14 protein-coding genes are annotated in these 17,340 nt (G+C 62.7%); 5 read left to right on the top strand and 9 right to left on the bottom strand.

Annotated elements, in window-relative coordinates:
* Positions 1-21 precede the first annotated feature (21 nt).
* Positions 22-1,641 carry a helix-turn-helix domain-containing protein gene (locus P0M12_RS17185; protein ID WP_058039306.1) on the top strand — a complete coding sequence of 540 codons (1,620 nt, stop codon included), beginning with the start codon at positions 22-24 and terminating at the stop codon, positions 1,639-1,641.
* 71 nt (positions 1,642-1,712) lie between these two features.
* Here the strand turns inward: P0M12_RS17185 and P0M12_RS17190 are convergent, their stop codons facing one another.
* The 3 genes from P0M12_RS17190 to P0M12_RS17200 form a co-directional block, all read right to left on the bottom strand.
* On the bottom strand, positions 1,713-2,609 hold the full coding sequence (locus P0M12_RS17190) for a serine hydrolase (protein WP_054188096.1): 897 nt from the start codon (positions 2,607-2,609) through the stop codon (positions 1,713-1,715).
* A gap of 156 nt (positions 2,610-2,765) precedes the next feature.
* Positions 2,766-3,401 carry a ScbR family autoregulator-binding transcription factor gene (locus P0M12_RS17195; protein WP_007734383.1) on the bottom strand — a complete coding sequence of 212 codons (636 nt, stop codon included), beginning with the start codon at positions 3,399-3,401 and terminating at the stop codon, positions 2,766-2,768.
* Between the two features lie 238 nt (positions 3,402-3,639).
* The gene (locus tag P0M12_RS17200; RefSeq protein WP_042449536.1) at positions 3,640-4,068 is read right to left on the bottom strand and encodes an HIT family protein; all 429 of its coding nucleotides are present in this window, start codon (positions 4,066-4,068) and stop codon (positions 3,640-3,642) included.
* Positions 4,069-4,170: 102 nt separating this feature from the next.
* Between P0M12_RS17200 and P0M12_RS17205 the strand changes: the two genes are divergently transcribed.
* Positions 4,171-5,397, top strand: a complete 1,227-nt coding sequence (locus P0M12_RS17205; protein ID WP_230359881.1) for a glycosyltransferase — start codon at positions 4,171-4,173, stop codon at positions 5,395-5,397.
* Positions 5,394-7,541: a glycosyltransferase family 39 protein gene (locus P0M12_RS17210; RefSeq protein ID WP_277376608.1), complete on the top strand. Its 2,148-nt coding sequence runs from the start codon at positions 5,394-5,396 to the stop codon at positions 7,539-7,541. The genes P0M12_RS17205 and P0M12_RS17210 overlap by 4 nt, the downstream gene beginning before the upstream one ends.
* An 85-nt stretch (positions 7,542-7,626) precedes the next feature.
* Here the strand turns inward: P0M12_RS17210 and P0M12_RS17215 are convergent, their stop codons facing one another.
* The 6 genes from P0M12_RS17215 to P0M12_RS17240 all read right to left on the bottom strand — a co-directional run bounded on the left by P0M12_RS17215 (position 7,627) and on the right by P0M12_RS17240 (position 14,029).
* Positions 7,627-8,928, bottom strand: a complete 1,302-nt coding sequence (locus P0M12_RS17215; RefSeq protein WP_277376610.1) for an HNH endonuclease signature motif containing protein — start codon at positions 8,926-8,928, stop codon at positions 7,627-7,629.
* Positions 8,929-8,998: 70 nt separating this feature from the next.
* Positions 8,999-9,646 carry an ATP-binding cassette domain-containing protein gene (locus tag P0M12_RS17220; RefSeq protein ID WP_277376611.1) on the bottom strand — a complete coding sequence of 216 codons (648 nt, stop codon included), beginning with the start codon at positions 9,644-9,646 and terminating at the stop codon, positions 8,999-9,001.
* A 1-nt stretch (position 9,647) separates the two neighbouring features.
* Positions 9,648-10,565, bottom strand: coding sequence for an ABC transporter ATP-binding protein (locus P0M12_RS17225; protein ID WP_209922137.1), 918 nt, complete (start codon positions 10,563-10,565; stop codon positions 9,648-9,650).
* Entirely contained in the window at positions 10,562-11,383 is an 822-nt protein-coding gene (locus P0M12_RS17230; RefSeq protein ID WP_020906350.1) for an ABC transporter permease, read from the bottom strand. The genes P0M12_RS17225 and P0M12_RS17230 overlap by 4 nt, the downstream gene beginning before the upstream one ends.
* Entirely contained in the window at positions 11,376-12,410 is a 1,035-nt protein-coding gene (locus P0M12_RS17235) for an ABC transporter permease (protein ID WP_082920574.1), read from the bottom strand. Before P0M12_RS17235 ends, P0M12_RS17230 begins: the two co-directional genes overlap by 8 nt.
* Positions 12,407-14,029, bottom strand: a complete 1,623-nt coding sequence (locus P0M12_RS17240) for an ABC transporter substrate-binding protein (RefSeq protein ID WP_277376613.1) — start codon at positions 14,027-14,029, stop codon at positions 12,407-12,409. The genes P0M12_RS17235 and P0M12_RS17240 overlap by 4 nt, the downstream gene beginning before the upstream one ends.
* A gap of 171 nt (positions 14,030-14,200) precedes the next feature.
* On the opposite strand from P0M12_RS17240, the gene purD reads away from it, so the two are divergent.
* Both purD and P0M12_RS17250 read left to right on the top strand, forming a co-directional pair.
* Positions 14,201-15,457, top strand: a complete 1,257-nt coding sequence (gene purD, locus P0M12_RS17245; RefSeq protein WP_007734401.1) for a phosphoribosylamine--glycine ligase — start codon at positions 14,201-14,203, stop codon at positions 15,455-15,457.
* 242 nt (positions 15,458-15,699) lie between these two features.
* On the top strand, positions 15,700-17,268 hold the full coding sequence (locus P0M12_RS17250; protein ID WP_007734403.1) for a GMC oxidoreductase: 1,569 nt from the start codon (positions 15,700-15,702) through the stop codon (positions 17,266-17,268).
* Positions 17,269-17,340 lie beyond the last annotated feature (72 nt).

Below are 17,340 nucleotides of genomic sequence, written 5' to 3' on the forward strand. Positions count from 1 at the left end.
CCGGACGAAGGAGTGATAGACGTGGGCACCGTACGACCTCGCATCAGTTTGGTGCGGCTTCTCGAAGACGTGGGAACTACGGTGCTGAATCCGGTTGTCGGCGACCCGGAGGCGGTCCAGGAGATCGCCTCGGTGGTCATTCACGACCCCGACGACGACTCACCCTCGACACCGGACTCCATGGTGCTGCTCGTCGGCGTCACCGGAGGCGAACGTATCGCGGAGTCCGTGGCCGGCCTGGCCGAGCGCGGAGTACGCGTGGTGGTCGCGCGAGTGACCGCCGAGGTCAGCGATGCGGACCGCGAATCCGTCATCGCCTCGGGCGTCGTGCTGTTGGCCTTGGCGCGAGGAGTCTCGTGGGTTCAGCTGACAAGCCTGCTTCATTCGGTGCTCTCGGCCCGAAACGAAGTCGGGCACATCCACTCACGCGGAGGCGGCCCGGCCGGCGATCTGTTCGCCTTCGCCAACGCTGTCAGCGCACTTCTCGATGCGCCGATCACGATCGAGGACCGCAGCTCACGGGTCATCGCCTTCTCCGGCCGCCAGGAAGAAGGAGACGGTCCACGTATCGCGACCGTTCTGGAGCGGCAAGTTCCTGACCAGTACATTCGAGTGCTCGAAGAGGCCGGGGTCTTCGACCGGCTCTATCGCAGCGACGATCCGGTGTGGGTCTCGGCCGAGACCCTCGGTACCAAAATGGGTCGTATCGCCGTGTCCATCAGAGCCGGGGACGAGTTCCTCGGCTCCATGTGGGTGGCAACCGGTGAGCCGATGTCCGACGACCGGATGCGTGCTCTGCGCGATTCAGCCGGGTTGATCGCGCTGCAGATGTTGCGGTTGCGCGGCGGCGCCGACGCCGAGCGCCGACTGCGCGCAGACCTGATCGCAACCCTTCTCGACGGTGGGTCAGGTGCGGTCGACGCGATGAATCGCCTCGGCCTCGGGACCGGCCCCGCACTCGTGATGGCTTTGGGTCGTAGGTCTTTCGAAGGATCGTCGAAGCCGGACGATGCCGCCCACGTGGTGCGACTGACCGACGCTCTGGCCATGCACCTCGGCGCCGTCCACTCGCAGTCGGCGGCAGCCTTGGTCAACGGAACCGGCTACGCGGTGCTGTCTGTACGAGGGCATTCCCCGGCCGAAGCCGAGTTGCAGGCGTTCCGTGTGGCCTCGGACTTCCTGGACCGCACCGGAGCGTCCGGCGACACGATCATCGGGATCGGCCGGGTCGTGACCAGACCGGCGCAGCTGAGCCGATCGAAGCGCGACGCCGAACATGCCCTCGAAGTGTTGTTGGCGGGACGAGCGTCGGGCAGCGTCGCCACCTTCAGTAGCGTCCACGTCGATGCCATCCTGTTGGAGATCGCGTCGGAAGCTGCAGCCGAAGGGTTCTCGGACCTCGGACCGATCGAGGCGATCGCCAGCCACGACGCCGCTCATGCGACCTCGTTCGTGGACACTCTCGATGCGTGGCTCAACGCGTTCGGTGATGTCGGTGACGCCGCGGCGTCATTGCACGTGCACCCCAACACCTTTCGGTATCGCCTCAGCAAGTTGAAGGGTATGGCCGCGTTGGATCTCGACGACCCCAACGTCCGCTTCCGGTTGATGGTGCATCTTCGTCTGCGCGGTCCACGCTAGCTCGAAAGCCGAAAAATGCGGGTCGCACTGATTTCTCAGCGCGACCCGCATTCTTTGTCAGTGGGTTCGGATCAGCTGTTGTTGCGAAGTGCTTCGACAGCGATGCGGCCGACGGTTCCGATGGAGGCGTCGATCTTCGGGGCGCGGTGGGTGAGCTCGTGGGACTTGGTGAAGACACCGACGGCGTAGCGCTTGCCGTCCGGGTACGCCACGACGCCGGCTTCGTTTCGTACCAGTCCCAGCGTTCCGGTCTTGGCGGCGACAGTGACCTCGTCGGGGAAACCAGACGAAAGGCGGTGCGGCCAGACCTGCTTGCTCATGATGGTTCGGACCTCTTCACAAGCCGATGCGGGGCCGGCTTCGTCCCTCCAGATTGCAGCCAGCAACATTGTGATCTCACGAGGAGTACTGGAATTGGAGCGGGCGGGATCCATGACGGAAATTGTCCGAAGAATTTCGATGGGGGGCATTTCCAGCAAGGTGCCCTTGTCGACGCCGAGGTCGTCGTAGACCGTCTTGAAGAGGCCTCGGCAGTCACGGACCAAGTTGGTCTTCTCCAAACCGAGCCCGCGCAGCGTTGCGACGATGTTGTCGAGTCCGAGACGCTCGTACAAGAAATCCGTGGCGGCGTTGTCGCTGAAGCTCATCATGAGCAGAGCGAGGTCTCGCCAGCTTGCAGTCACGTCGTCGGCGCAGCCGCCGATACCGATGCCGCCGGAGCGGAACTCGGAGGTCACCGTGGCGTGCTCGGTCGGATCAAGGGTGCCTGCCGCTACTTCACGGGCGTACTGAAGCACAACAGGAATCTTGAAAACGGAGGCGAGGATGACACCTTCGTCCGCGCCGTAGCCGAACTCTTCGCCGGAATCGATGTCGCGTGCGTGGACGTAGGCATCGGTCTTCGCTTCGGCGAGTACAGCAGCGATCTCCTGCTGTGCGCTCTCAACGTACGTGGCGGTTTCGGTCATTCGAGAAGCCCTTTCGTCGGTATCCATGTATCTGGGTTATTCGTGGATCTGACGATAGTGAGTCGACGACGGGGGGTCTTGTACGAATCGACGAAGGTTGGCGCACGGTTCGGTGCTGTTGCGCCGAATCATCCGGGCGTCGGGGTGTTCTCCGGATCAGGACGCATAAGTTTCGAGGCGACATCCGACCAGTTCGGCGACGGCGCTGCGTCGCTTGTCGGAGACCACGCCTGCCAACAGGAGGGTGAACAATTCGTCGATACGGTCGTTCAAATCGCTTCGTCTGGTGAGCACGTTCGAAACCAGTTGAACGCCGGTGAATGCCGAGATCACCACGCGACCCACCGATTCCGGCTCCACATCGTCGCGGATGTCGCCTTCGAGCTTCGCGGCCTCGGCCAGTTTTCGAAGCTCGCGGATCCACGCGACGTACGGGCCTTGCGAACCGTCGGCAGAGGCCAACTCGAGGGTAAGTCGGATTCCCGCACGAACAATAGGCTCTGCGACGAGTTGGCGGCCCATCTCGTGGCACACCATGACGAGCTGTTCCAGTGCCGGTGCGCCTGTGGCTGCAACTGCGGTGAAGGCACTGATCGAGATCTGGTGCTGTTCTTCGATCACCGCCTGAGCCAGTTCGTCTTTGGACGAGAAGTGAAAATAGACCGCGCCCTTGGTCATCTGCGCCGCGGACACGATGTCATTCATGCTCGTGCTGCCGTACCCCGTGACTTCGAACCGATCAGCAGCACCTTGAAGAATCTGTCGGCGACTGATCTTGGCACGTTCCTGCATTGCTCCCTTGTCCTCCGACTGTTAACACGTGAACCAGTTTTAGGGCCCTAGGTCCCGGACCAGCGACCCACGGTAGCAGCGAATCTCGTGCTCGCGCGACAGCGCGAAACGGACTGTTCGGTGTGCAATCGCAGGTCACGGTCGGTAGGAGCGACAAATGCGACCGCCGCAACCTCCGTTGGAGGCTGCGGCGGGGAGTCCAGTTATCGGCCAGCGAAATTCGGTCGAAGGTATGCGATCAACGAGTCGAGACAGTTGCCTCGAAGCCGAGGTCGCGTAGCGCCGACTTGAGCTTGGTCTGTGCCTCGTCGAGAGATTCGGGTGACGGCGAGGTGTCGGCGCCACTGATGTCGAAGTTCCCCATGTCGTATGCGGGGAAAACATGAACGTGAAGATGCGGAACTTCCAGACCTGCGATGAGGAGACCCGACCGAGGCGCGTCGAACGCCTTCCGCACGGCTTGGCCGAGGTTGCGGGCAACAGCGGTGACCTTGGCAAAGAGTTCAGGATCCACGTCCTGCCACTGATCGACCTCGGCTCGCGGAACCACAAGCACGTGGCCCTGCGTTACCGGCGCGATGGTCAAGAACGCGACGACGTCCTCGTCCTCCCACACGAAACGTCCTGGTAGATCCCCGTTGATGATGGCACTGAAGACTGAAGGCATACCCCGAGATTAGCCCGCGTCCGGTTGCCAGGAAACTCCCAGGCTGGACGCAGGTTCGTCGGAGCCGGCCCGACAAATCTAGGACGCATGACGACAGAAGCCATGCAGACCGCGGGCAGCACGGACGCAGAGGAGGTCTCCGCGACGACTGTAGTGCTGGACGTGGTCGTCCCGGTATACAACGAAGAGGCAGGCCTCGAGGCGTGCGTGCGGCGCCTGCGCCGGCATTTACGCACGCAGGTGCCATTCTCTGCACGAATTACCATCGCGGACAACGCCAGTGTCGACGGCACGTTGGCACTCGCCCGTTCCCTCGCCGAAGAATTCGACGACGTCCGGGTCGTCCACCTGGATGCGAAGGGTCGTGGTCGAGCACTGCGGCAGGTATGGAGCGACTCCGATGCCGACGTGGTCGCGTACATGGACGTCGACCTCTCGACCGACCTCAACGCCCTGATGCCGTTGATTGCTCCGTTGCTCTCCGGACACTCGGACATCGCCATCGGTTCCCGGCTGGCACGATCGTCCCGCGTGGTGCGCGGCCCCAAGCGTGAGTTCATCTCACGTAGCTACAACCTCATCCTCCGAAGCGCACTGCATGCTCGCTTCTCCGACGCCCAGTGCGGATTCAAAGCCATGCGCGTCGATGTTGCACGGCAACTACTTCCGCTGGTGGAGGACACCGGGTGGTTCTTCGATACCGAATTGCTGGTGCTGGCCGAGCGAGCGGGCATGCGGATTCACGAGGTCCCTGTCGACTGGGTGGACGACCCGGACAGTCGGGTGGACATCATTGCCACGGCAGTTGCCGACCTCAAAGGTGTGGTCCGTGTCGGGCGAGCACTGTCTACCGGTTCCCTTCCATTGGCCGAGCTCAGGGCAAGTTTCGGACGTGAACCGTTGGTTCCCGGAGTTCCACGAGGAATGGTCGGGCAGCTCTCACGCTTTGCCGTGGTGGGAGTCATTTCGACGCTCGCGTACGCGCTGCTCTACCTCGCTCTGCACTCGATCATGGGTGCGCAGTGGGCCAACGCCGTCGCATTGCTGGTGACCGCGGTATTCAACACCGCCGCCAACCGGGCCTTCACCTTCGGGATCCGAGGGTCGGAAGGATCCGCTCGTCACCAGATGCAGGGCCTGCTCGTGTTCGGGTTCGGTCTACTGCTCACCAGCGGATCGTTGTTCGTGCTCGACGTCATGGCGCCCGATGCTTCCAAGCACGTGGAGCTTGCCGTACTCGTCATCGCCAATCTTGTTGCCACAGTCAGTCGATTCATCGCACTGCGCTGGGTGTTTCGCACCGCACAATCCGTAGGAGCCAATCGATGACCGCCATTGCAGAGACACTCGCCGCGCCGCTGCCAGCGCCGGAACCGCAACGTCAGGTGCGCTGGGAACCGTGGGCACTGGGAGTGTTGTTGGTGGGCACCGGAGTCGCCTACATCTGGGGCCTGGGTGCGTCCGGATGGGCCAACTCGTTCTATGCCGCTGCGGTACAGGCAGGTTCGGTGTCGTGGAAGGCTTTCTTCTTCGGCTCCTCGGACGCTGCAAACTCGATCACCGTCGACAAGCCGCCCATGTCCCTGTGGTTGATGTCGCTGTCGGTTCGCATCTTCGGACTCAATTCCTGGGCGATGTTGGTGCCGCAGGCACTCCTCGGGGTCGGATCGGTTGCACTGTTGTGGGGAACGGTTCGACGGTATTTCGGTGCGGCCGCCGGCCTCATCGCGGGCCTGGTACTTGCGCTCACACCCGTAGCGGCGCTGATGTTCCGGTTCAATAACCCGGATGCTCTGCTGGTGCTCCTGATGATCGCAGCAGTGTGGGCGATGATGCGCGCCGTGCAGGACAGCCGCACCCGCTGGCTCGTGTTGGTCGGTATCTTCTGCGGATTCGGTTTCCTGACAAAGCAATTACAGGTCATGTTGGTGGTTCCACCGCTGGCGCTCACCTATCTGATCGCCGGACCGCCGAAACTGGGTAAGCGCGTACTCCAACTGTTCGCGGCACTGGGCGGACTGATCGTCTCCGCCGGATGGTGGTTGGCAATCGTCGAACTGTGGCCGGCCGACTCGCGTCCGTGGATCGGTGGTTCACAGAACAATTCGATTCTCGAACTGACGCTCGGCTACAACGGGCTCGGGCGCTTGAGCGGCAACGAGACCGGAAGCGTCGGCGGCGGCGGAATGCGCGGTGCTGGTGATGCTGCGGCCGGCGCTGCTGCGGGCGGTTTCCCCGGCATGGGCGAGGCCGCAGGTGGTATGGCCGGGGGAGGTATGGCACCAGGTGGTGGGGCCGGCGGTGGTATGTGGGGGAGTACCGGCATTACCCGACTGTTCGAATCGGCCCAGGGCGGACAGATCGCCTGGTTGATTCCTGCTGCACTGATACTTCTGGTGGCTGGAATCGTGCTGCGAGGCAAGGCACCCCGCGCTGACACACAGCGTGCGTCATTCATCGTCTGGGGGCTCTGGCTGTTGGTGACCGGACTGACCTTCAGTTTCATGGCGGGAATCTTCCACGCCTACTACACCGTTGCGCTGGCGCCGGCGATCGCCGCGCTGATCGGTTCAGGATCGGTAGTGGCGTGGCGTCATCGTGACGTCCTCTGGGTTCGCATCATTCTGGCGGTGTCCTTGGCCGCAACCGTCGCGATGGCGTGGGTACTGCTCGGACGCTCGCCTACGTTCGTACCGTGGCTTCGCTGGACCATTCTGGTGGTCGGCATCGTCAGTGCCGTGGCAGTGCTGATTCCGGCAGTGACGCGAGGTCGATTGGCTGTGGCAGTGATTCTCGCAGCGATCTTCACCGGTCTGGCAGGTCCGACTGCATACGCGATCGACACGATCAACACTCCGCATACCGGTTCCATAGTTTCGGCCGGACCGAGCGTCGAAGGTGGAATGGGCGGGCCCGGCGGTGGCCGCGGAGGATTCGGCGGATTCGGTGGCACGGCTGATGGCGGTAACCGTCGGACTGACGGGGCTGGGACCGGAATGCCGGGCACGCCCCCTGCAGGAATGGGTCAGATACCGGGTGGTGCAACAGTTCCGGGCGGTACCACGCCGACCACCGACGGAACGCGAGGCGCAATGGGAGGCGGTGCCGGTGGTCTACTGCAGGGCAGCACGCCGGGAGCCGCTGTTGTGTCCACACTCGAAGAGAACTCCGACCAGTTCACGTGGGTAGCCGCGGCAATCGGGTCCAACAGCGCCTCGGGTTATCAGCTTGCGACGCAGTCACCGGTCATGGCTATCGGAGGGTTCAACGGGAGCGATCCGTCGCCGACGCTCGCGCAGTTCCAGCAGTACGTGGCAGAGGGCAAGATTCACTTCTTCATCGCCGGCGGTGGGATGGGTGGCGGTATGAACGCCGAAGGCACCGCTACCGCCATCTCGACGTGGGTGACCGAAAACTTCACCGCCACAACGGTGGACGGGGTGACCCTCTACGACTTGACGGTTGCAGGCTGACCATAATGAACGCACGCCAGGTCCGCATCGGAGGTGCTTCCTCCGACGCGAACCTGGCGTGAAGTTGTATGCCTGAGGTTCGTCCTCAGGTTTTGAAGGTGGTGTTCGCCGGCCGCGGGTGCTGCTGCGGGTCGATCGAGGGTGGCGGGATGAACCACGGTTTGTTGTCGACACCGATTCGGATCACCCATTTCCCGACGAACCCGGCTTTTCGGTGCATCAACCGATGATGTGAACGGCACAGCAGCACCAGGTTGTTCATCACCGTCGGGCCACCGTTGGCCCAGTGCCGGATATGGTGCGCATCCGTCCAGGCAGGCACACATGTGCAGCCTGGGAACGCGCAGCCCTTGTCTCGGGCGATCAACGCCACTCGCTGTTCGGCGTTGACCAACCGTTTCCCGGGTTTCGCATCCAACGGCGCGCCGTGACTGTCGAGCAGGACGGTGGACAGGAAACAATCACAGCCGAGGAGTCTGGTCTGCGACACGGACAGTGGTCCGAGCCAGGGCATGTGCCCGACATCAAGATCAGACACAGCCATTCCACCACCATCAGTTGGTGTGGCGGCGCAGTCCCGATGCTCGGCGAGATCACGCGCGTTGATGTGCACGTTCACGTGCGGGCGTTGGCCACCATCGGTTCCGGTCTTGGCGCAGTCCAGATAGCGGCGGATCAGTTCGGTGAACCCGTCCGCGGTGCGTTTCGCCGCCGACCGGGCATCCGGCGTCCCATCCGGTGCTGGGGTTGGCATCGTCAGATTCGACAACGCCGACAGCAACATCTCCCCGGTGAGGGCGTCGAAATCGCCGCGCACCACCACCCGGCCATTGAGCGTCGAGGCGATCCGGAGCTCGTTCCGGTCGACGTCTTCGGCGGGCGGAATCTCATCGGACTCGAACAACCGCTCCAACGTCGCGATTACATTCCGCACCTTCGTGGTCGTGGCCTCGACACCGGATGCCGCAGCCAACAACAAATCGATGCACTTCGGTAATGCCTCCTCCGGCATCCCCTTCGGCGGCGATTCACAGAACGCCACGATCAACACGGCATGCTCGAACGAGCAATCCCCGCAATCGAACCGAGCCGCCACCGCCGGAAACGGCCGCAAAGCTGCACCTAACGCGGCGATCTTCTTCCCGTCCCGAACCTGCAGCATCGTGTTGGCCGCCAACCAGCACCCCACCCCGCGGCTGGCGATCACCTGATCATCCGGGCGCAACGAGAGTTCGTCGACCACCGCCACACGCACAGCTTCCAGGCGCAGAATCTCCGCACTCACCTCGACAGCAGCAGCACGCAACTCAGAAGCAGACAACCGCCACAACCGTCCGCGCAACCCCACCGCAGAACCAGACACCACATCCGACAACAAGACACTCATTGAATCCCCCGATTCCCTCCCCGAATCATACTCGAACACGTGTTCGAGTCAAGGGCCGATTTCGCAGGGGCTAAGCGCTAATAATGTCGAGGTCGTGGACCACGTCGCAGCAGGCGCCGAGCAATTCGCGATCATGGCTGATGAGTAATACGCCGACGCCGGTTTCGGCGGCGCGACTCTCGATCAACCGAATGAGCGTGGCCGTCGTGGCGGCGTCGAGCATCGCCGTCGCCTCGTCACAGATGAGGTATTTCGGTTGTTGCGCCAGCGATCTCGCCAGGCAGGCGCGCTGTAGTTGGCCGTCGCTCACCTGGTGTGGTCTGCGCGACAAGAGATCGGGAGTGAGGCCCACTTCTGCTGCCAGCGCGGCCACATCGATTGACCTACTGGCAATGTCACCGGGTTGGCCGATGATCGAGGCGAGCGTCTGCCGAGGATCGGTCGATGCGCGAGGTGACTGAAACAGCATGGACACCGTGCCGCGTAGTGCCGCGGGTACCGAGAATTTGGTACCCACAACGGGTGATCCGTCGATCCGCACTCCGCCTGACCACGGTGCATCCAGCGAAGCGAGAATCCTTGCAAGTGTTGATTTTCCGGTGCCCGAAGGCCCGGTCAGGCCGATCAGCTTTCCCGACGGAATCTCGAGCGAGACGTTCTCGAGAACTGGCCGGTTGCGACGGTAACCGCTGGTGATTCCCAGAGCTTGCAGACTCATGTCAGCCCACCTTCCGCAGCGTTCGGTACGTGCGGTCACCCAATGTGACGAGTTCGGTCGGGCCACCGGATTGTTTCGACTCCGGGCGTCGTAGGTGATAGACGCACTCCTCGGGGAGATCGGTGAGTTGCGGTGGCGATCCCGGCATGGGAGTCAAACCTCTGGAAGGTAAGGCGCCGAGAAGGTCTCGGGTGTAATCGTGAAGCGGATCTTTGAACACCATTGTGGCCGGACCGGTCTCCATGATGCGTGATGCGTACATGACGGCAAGTCGATCAGCGACACCGCTGCGGGTGAGGGATGCCAGGTCATGGGTGATGAGCAGGACCGCCGCTCCGGCGTCCGCGCACTCTCGAAGTAATCCCATGACGTGGTCGGTGAGTTCGCGGTCGAGGTTGGCGGTGGGTTCGTCTGCGACGATCACCGACGGATTCCCGGCCAGCGCACCGGCAATGGCCACGCGTTGCGCCATGCCGCCCGACAGTTCGTGCGGGTAGCAGTCCAGGGCCGACGGTTCGAGTCCGACGCGAAGTGCCAAGGCATCGCAAGTGTGATCGCTGCCGAGTGCGTCGATCGTCTCCTGTAGTTGCGATCGCGCAGTCCGGACGGGGGTGAGATGTGTTGCGGCGGATTGTGGAACGAGAGCCACGTGCCGCCCACGGAACGCGGCGCCGGAGAAGACGTCGATCTCGAGGTCCGGTGTTCCGACGGTGACCGTTCCGGTTCGAGAAGCATTCGGCGGCAACATGTTCATGACCGAGGTGGCGATGATCGACTTGCCACACCCCGATTCCCCGACAAGTGCGGTCACCGTGCCGGCTGGAACGTCGAGGTCGATGTCGCTCGCAGCGTGAACTACCGATCCTCCGAGTAGAGGGATCCTGACGGTGAGAGATTCGATGCGCAGGCCGTGGTTCACAGTCGCAACTCCGAAGGTCGAGGTGGTGTGAGCATCGACCGCAGGGCCGAACCGGCGACGGCAACTGCGACGGTGGCGATCACGAGAACTGCGGCGGGGAATGCCAGCGTCCACCAACCGCCGAGGAGCAGAGAACTGCGTGCCTCTTCGAGAAGCGTCCCGAGACTGGGCTTGTGCGGGGGAAGGCCGAATCCCAGGAAGGACAACGTCGATTCGTGCCAGACGGCGTGGGGCAGCAGGAGAACGACTGCGATCAAAGCCTGCGGCGCCGTCGCCGGCACGAGGTGGCGCATGATCACGTGACGTCGACTTGCTCCCGCGAGAATGGCGGCGTCGATGTAGGGACGCTCGCGCAGACTCAAGATCTCGGAGCGGATGATCCGGGCCACTTGGGTCCAGTGGGTCAGTGCGATCGAAAGCACGATGGCGGCAATGCTTCCACGGAACATCGCGACGATGACGATGCCGAGCAACAGGTGGGGGAGTGCGTTGACGGCATCGGTGCCGCGCATGACGAACCTGTCCACCCAGCCACCGACCAGTCCGGCCGTAGTGCCGACGGCGACGCCGATCACCGTGGCGAGCAGCGCGCAGGCGAGTGCGATCAGAAGTGAGGTTCGAATGCCCGCAGCTATGCGCACGAACAGATCTCGGCCCGCCGAGTCCGTTCCGAAGGGGTGATCGAACGACGGAGCCAGGCGAGCCGCCGAGAAGTCTGTGACTCGGTCGTCGACGTCGGCCAACCATGGGACCAACGCCGCGTACAGCGCAACGAGGATCAGCACGCCGAGGGCGATCTTGAAGCGTCGTTCAGCCATCGGTACTCACTCTCGGGTCGAGTACTGCAACGAGGACGTCGGCAAGCAGTGAGCCGAGCATGACCGTCAATGTCGTACCGACGGTGAGGAACGCGAGCAGTGCCATGTCGAGGTCACGGGCTGACGAGACGATGGCGCCGGCGATCCCTGGCCAACTGAAGACCTCTTCCACCAGCACTGCCCCGACTATCAGCTCGGGCAGTCGCACGCCGACGATGTTCACGAAAGGCGCCAGTGAGGTCGGCAGTATGTGGCGTTTCGTGATGGTCGGCGCCGGGATTCCGCGTGCTACGGCGCCCGCGACAAATCCCTCACTTTTCGAACCCACGACGGATTCTCGGACCGCGAGTAGGAGCCACGGCATCTGCGAGATGGAAAGGACCGTCACCGGTAGGACCAAGTGCCGGATCACCTGTCCCGGTGTGGGATCGGCACCCCCGTCGGTCAACCCGGCGACCGGGAGCCAGCCGAGAGTCAACGCGAAGAGCGCGATGGCACCCAGCGACAAGACAAACGGCGGAAGTCCTTGGACCACGACGCTCAGCCCGGACACGGTCTTGTCCAAGAATCCTCCACTGCGTATTCCGGCGAGAACACCGAGTGTCAGCGAGGCGAGAATCGCGATGAGGAGTGAGATACCGACCAGCAGCAGGGTCCATGGCAGACGCTCGGAGATAACTTGGGAAACAGGCTGATTGAACGATCTGGAGATCCCGAGATCACCGGTGAACACGCCCTGGAGCCAATTCCAGTACGTGCTGTACCAGGGGTTGTCGAAACCCATCTGATCGGCGATCAACGCTTTGTCCGCGTCGCTGGTCGTCATGTATCGCGTGCCCAGGTAGCCGACAAGTGGATCGAACGGTGAGACCGCGGCGGCGGCAAAGAGTCCCGCGGACACCACGGCGATCACCGGCACGATGAACAACGCCCGCCGACCGACCATCGTGAGGATGGCCTTTCGGCGGGAGTTGCCACGGTGGTCGAGCGATTGCCGCGCGTCTACCCGAACGTCGACCGCTGTCATTGCCCTCTGGCCCACGTCTGCAGTGACCACCACGGGCCCCAGGTCACACCGTGTGAGTGTGGCTCGAGTACAGGTCCGGACATCTGCCAGTCGGAATCCTTCGAAACGTACGTATGGTCGAGGAATACGAGGATGACAAATCCGGGATCCTCGACGTACGCCTGCTGCACGTCGCGATACGCGGCGTCACGCGTTGCCTGATCCAGGCTGCGGCGTCCTACTTCCAGGCCTGCGTCGACTGCTGGATTGGAGTAGTCGCTGGCGTTGTCGTAGATGCTGCCGACCCCGGGCGCTATGTACTTCGAGTTCAGCGCGTCGTACGCCTGCGTGTCTGGATCGAAAGGTTCGTCTCCACCACCGAGAAGCGTCGAATCCTGGTTGATTCGAGGGTCTATGCGGTCCCAGGAGAGCGCTTCGAGATCCACCTCGATGCCGACAGCGAGAGCATCGGAGGCAAATGCCTGAGCGAGATCACGTCGAACGGTGTCGACGGAGTTGTACATGATCGTGAACTGCGCCCGCTGACCGTCTTTCGAACGGATTCCGTCGGCACCTTCGATCCAGCCCGCTTCGGTGAGAATTCGCTCGGCCTCGGCCGGGTCGTAGGCGAAGGTTGCTTTCTGGTTGTACGAATCGCCGTAGACCTCGGGGATCGGAGTGGCGGCGACGCGGCCGTGTCCGCCCAGGACGTTGTCGATCATCGACTGGCGATCGGCGGCGAGGTTGAGCGCCATCCGTACGGCTTTGTCGCCTGCCACGGGATTGTTCGTCGGAAGTGAGAGACCGCGCCAGTCCGCTGACTGATGGGCAGTCACCGACATGTTGTCTTTGCCCGAGAACGTATTGGCAAGCAGTGGAGGGAGATTGGTTCCGTCGATCTCGCCGGACACCATACGTTGGGCGCGGGTGTTGTCGTCCGGAACGTAGAGGAGAGTGAGCTTCTTGATCTCCGGTGCACCGTCCCAGTAGTTCTCGTTCGCCTCGAAGACCGCTCGATCCGGTGAGAGATCGACGAGTGTGTACGGGCCCGTACCGACCGGTGCGGTGTTCAACGGCGATTCGGCGGCAAGTCCGGGTTTCGCGAGGGATTCCGACGGGACCATGCCGATCAGCATCTTCGTCAGCAGGGGCGCGTACGAGTAGGCGAGGCGGAACTCGACTGTGTTGTCGTCGACGGCCACGACGTCGCTGATCATGTCGTACGACGAACGCGCTTCGGAGGCGGAAGCGGGATCGAGGATCGCCTTGTACGTGGCAACCACGTCGGCGGCGTCGAAGGTCGATCCGTCGGAGAAGGTGACCCCGTCGCGGAGTTTGACCGTCCAGACTGTCGCGTCGGCGTTGGCAGTGGGCATCTCCGCGGCCAGAGACGGCTCGAATCCCGGCATGCCGGTCCCTCCGGTGAGTCGGACGAGGCCGTCGTACATCTTGGCCTCACCGGCAGCGCCGAAGCCTGCGACCGGGTTGTAACCGCCCAGTTCGTAACCGTCGGCCAAGACCAGGCCGTCGTTGTTGCCCGAGGAGTCGGTGCCAGTCGGGCTACTGCACGACGTGATCAGAAGTGCGCCGATTGCGGCGGTTGCGGTGAGCGTCAGAACGCCTGGTTTGTGGAGTTTCACGGGTGTCCTTTCCTTGGTGGACAGGTGTCCGAAAACATCTGTTCACCTATTCAGGTATTCATATGATCTCATCTCGAAACGGATATTTCGCACAAAGGCTGAACGCTGGGACCTTGGCCCCGCCAGTGGCACTCCGAGAGCCCTGTTATCGCAGGCCGTAGTCTGTTCACCGTGCGCGTACTAGTAATCGGCTCCGGAGCCCGTGAACATGCCCTCCTTCTCTCTCTTGCTCGCGATCCAGGTGTCACGGCCCTGATCTGCGCGCCTGGCAATGCCGGGATCGCAAAAATCGCCGAGCAGCACCCCATCGACGTCGCTTCGGGTGACGCGGTTACCGCGCTGGCCCAGAAGGTCGAAGCCGACCTCGTCGTCATCGGACCCGAGGTTCCGCTGGTCCTCGGTGTCGCAGACGCGGTGCGCGCAGCAGGTATCGCCTGCTTCGGGCCTTCGGCCGACGCCGCCCGCATCGAGGGATCGAAGGCTTTCGCCAAGGACGTGATGGCTGTCGCCGGCGTCAAGACCGCTCACAGCGAGATCGTCGACAATCCGGCCAAGCTCGACGAAGCACTCGACCGCTTCGGTCCCAACTGGGTGGTCAAGGACGACGGACTGGCCGCGGGTAAGGGCGTAGTCGTCACGACGGATCGTCTCGCCGCGCGCGATCATGCCGCAGAACTGCTCGAGACCGGACACCCGGTTCTCCTCGAGTCCTTCCTCGACGGTCCGGAAGTTTCGCTCTTCTGCCTCGTTGACGGCGAAACCGTGATCCCGCTGCTCCCGGCTCAGGACCACAAGCGAGTAGGCGACGGAGACTCCGGACCCAACACCGGCGGCATGGGCGCGTACACCCCATTGCCGTGGCTGCCCGACGAGATGGTCACGCAGATCGTCGACGACGTCGTCAAGCCTGTCGCTGCCGAGTTGGTCGCGCGCGGTAGCAGTTTCTCCGGCCTTCTCTACGCCGGTCTGGCGATCGGTGTCGACGGCCCGGCCGTCGTCGAATTCAACTGCCGGTTCGGTGACCCCGAAACTCAGGCCGTGCTTGCTCTCCTCGAAACGCCGCTGGGCGGTCTACTCAATGCGGCCTCGACCGGAACACTCGATTCGGTCGGTCCGTTGCAGTGGCGCGACGGTTCCGCTGTCACGGTCGTGATTGCCGCGGAGAACTACCCGTCAACCCCACGCACCGGCGACGTGATCACCGGAGCCGACGCCGACGGAGTCCTGCACGCCGGTACCAAGAAGCGTGAAGACGGTGCCGTCGTCTCGGCCGGCGGGCGTGTGCTGAGTGTTGTCGGAGTGGGCAAGGATCTGACCGAAGCTCGCGACGACGCCTACGCAAAGATCGCCGACGTCAAGCTTCCCGGCGGTCATTTCCGCAAGGACATCGGGCTCGGCGCCGTCGAAGGTCGCATCTCAATTCCCTGACTCGTTCTTTCGGAGGGCCGGTGAACTTTCTGTTCATCGGCCCTTTTCATGGAAAATCAACGGTTCCTTGAAGTTACCCACGAGTATGGACTTCTCGTTCGGTTTCTCCCGGTATATCTCAGCGCGGGGGTCACGGAAAGAGAAGGGCACACTTGAGCATTCGCGCTGGATCCAACGAACGGCACGCACGTACCAATTCCACGCTCTCGCGTAGAAACTTCTTGGCAGCAACAGGATTAGCTGTGGGGGCCGCCGCACTCTCGTCCTCGTGGACCACGGCGGCCGCTGCGCCCAGACGAGCATTGAACGACGGAGACCGTGTCCCCGCGCTCGTGATCGGCAGTGGATACGGCGGTGCCGTTGCGGCACTTCGCCTGACACAGGCCGGTATCGACACGCACATGGTCGAGATGGGGAAGTCGTGGACCACACCAGGGTCCGACGGCAAGATCTTCTGCCCGATGCTCTCGCCCGACGGTCGGTCCTTCTGGCTCAGAGACCGTACAGTTCAACCGGTTTCACACTTCTCCGGCGGCTCGGTGGACAAGAACATCAGCCGCTACGTCGGTGTTCTCGACGCCGAGGACTTCGGCGGGATCAAGGTCTACCAGGGCCGAGGGGTCGGCGGTGGGTCGCTGGTCAACGGCGGTATGGCCGTCACACCCAAGCGTAACTATTTCGAAGAGATCCTGCCCGGTGTCGATTCCAACGAGATGTACTCGACGTATTTCCCGCGCGCGAACGCTGCGCTCGGAGTCAACAACATCGACCCGGCCTGGTTCGAATCGACCGAGTACTACAAGTTCGCGCGGACGGGGCGAAAGACCGCTGAGAGATCCGGTTACACAACAACGTTCGTGCCGAATGTCTACGACTTCAACTACATGAAGCAGGAAGCTGCCGGCCAGGTCACCAAGTCCGCTCTGGTCAGTGAGGTCATCTACGGCAACAATGCCGGAAAGAAGTCTCTGGACAAGACGTACCTCGCTGCGGCATCCGCCACCGGCAAGCTCACCATTTCAGCTCTGCACGTCGTGACCTCGGTTGCCCCGGCCGCGACCGGCGGTGGCTATCAAGTGGTGATGAACCAGATCAACGAGCAGGGCAATACCGTCGGCACCAAGACAGTGACGGCGGACAAGGTCTTCTTCGCGGCCGGCAGTATCGGGACCAGCAAGCTCCTGGTCGCGATGAAAGCGCAAGGGCAGCTGGCGAATTTGCCGGGTGCAGTTGGACAGGAATGGGGTCACAACGGCAACGTGATGGTGGGCCGCGCCAATCACATGTGGGACGCCACCGGTGCGAAGCAGTCCGCGATCCCCGTGATGGGTATCGACAACTGGGCCGACACATCCGCTCCCGTCTTTGCGGAAATCGCACCCTTCCCGGCCGGTACCGAACTGTGGGTCAGCCTGTACTTGGCGATTGCCAAGAATCCGCAACGCGCTCAGTTCCAATTCAACTCGGCAACAGGCAAAGTCGGATTGAACTGGCAGCGCTCGCAGAACCAGCCGTCGATCGACATGGCGAAGAAGCTCTTCGACAAGATCAACAAGAAGGAAGGCACGATCTACCGGACCGACCTCTTCGGCCCGACGCAGACGTGGGGCGATCAGTTGACGTACCACCCCCTCGGCGGTTGTGTGCTCGGCAAGGCGACCGACGGCTACGGTCGTCTGCCGGAGTACCCGGGTCTGTACGTCATGGACGGATCCCTCGTACCGGGCAATGTGGGAGTCAATCCGTTCGTCACCATCACCGCTCTGGCCGAACGGAATATCGAGAACATCATTGCGAACGACATGAACTAGGGCGGTAACTCGTCAGCAGGTGCGGTGCGGTGCGGCAGGTGCTGCACCGCACCGCTTCTGTATGTCCCGGAG

Origin of the sequence: Rhodococcus sp. RCBS9 (genome assembly GCF_029457415.1) — a bacterium.
GTDB lineage: Bacteria > Actinomycetota > Actinomycetes > Mycobacteriales > Mycobacteriaceae > Rhodococcus_F > Rhodococcus_F qingshengii.